1 pseudogene is annotated in these 1,170 nt (G+C 68.4%); it reads right to left on the bottom strand.

The features are described 5' to 3' along the window. Positions 1-1,170: pseudogene (locus ACIPK3_RS34415) on the bottom strand (alpha-1,4-glucan--maltose-1-phosphate maltosyltransferase); the annotation flags it as partial.

Below are 1,170 nucleotides of genomic sequence, written 5' to 3'. Positions count from 1 at the left end.
CGCCGGATGGTGTTGAGGCGGGTGATGAGGGGGGCGATGGTGCGGCCCTCGCGGGTGGCGGTGGTCCAGTCGCGGGGGTGGAGCTGGTATTTCTCGGAGTCGAGGTATTCCTCGCTGCCGGGTTTGAGGGGGGTGTTCTCGCAGAGTTCGTAGCCGCTGTAGATGCCCCAGGTGGGGGAGAGGGTCGCGGCGAGTACGGCGCGTACCTCGAAGGCGGGGCGTCCGCCGTGCTGGAGGTAGGCGTGCAGGATGTCGGGGGTGTTGGTGAAGAGGTTGGGGCGCATGTAGGCGGCTGCCTCGCCGGTGAGTTCGGTGAGGTGGTCGGTGAGTTCCTGTTTGGTGTTGCGCCAGGTGAAGTAGGTGTAGGACTGCTGGAAGCCGATCTGGGCGAGGGTGTGCATCATCGCGGGGCGGGTGAAGGCCTCGGCGAGGAAGATGACGTCGGGGTCGGTGCGGTTGATGTCGGCGATGACGCGTTGCCAGAACTGGACGGGTTTGGTGTGGGGGTTGTCGACGCGGAAGATCCGTACGCCGTGGTTCATCCAGTGCCGCAGGACGCGGAGGGTTTCCTCGGTGAGGCCGTCCATGTCGGTGTCGAAGGCGATGGGGTGGATGTCCTGGTATTTCTTGGGGGGGTTCTCGGCGTGGGCGATGGTGCCGTCGGGGCGGTGGTGGAACCAGTCGGGGTGTTTGTGGACCCAGGGGTGGTCGGGGGAGCACTGGAGGGCGAAGTCCAGGGCGGTTTCGAGGCCGAGTTCGCGGGCGTGGGCGACGAAGGCGTCGAAGTCGTCGAGGGTGCCGAGGGCGGGGTGGACGGTGTCGTGGCCGCCTTCGGGTGAGCCGATGGCCCAGGGGACGCCGACGTCGTCCTCGCGGGCGTCGAGGGTGTTGTTGCGGCCTTTGCGGTGGGTGGTGCCGATGGGGTGGATCGGGGGGAGGTAGACGACGTCGAAGCCCATGGCGGCGATGGCGTCGAGGCGTCGGGCGGCGGTGCGGAAGGTGCCGTGGGGCTGTTCGGGGGTGCCTTCGGAGCGGGGGAAGAACTCGTACCAGGAGCCGTACAGGGCGCGTTCGCGTTCGACCAGCAGGGGCAGCGGCTCGGACGCGGTCACCAGTTCCCGCAGCGGACATTGGGCCAGCACCCCCACCACCTCCGGCGCCAACGCCGCC

The sequence above is a fragment of the Streptomyces sp. NPDC086787 genome (assembly GCF_044745865.1).
Classification (GTDB): Bacteria; Actinomycetota; Actinomycetes; order Streptomycetales; family Streptomycetaceae; genus Streptomyces.
The sequence above is the reverse complement of the archived record's forward strand: the minus strand, read 5'-3'. Positions and strand labels throughout refer to the sequence as shown.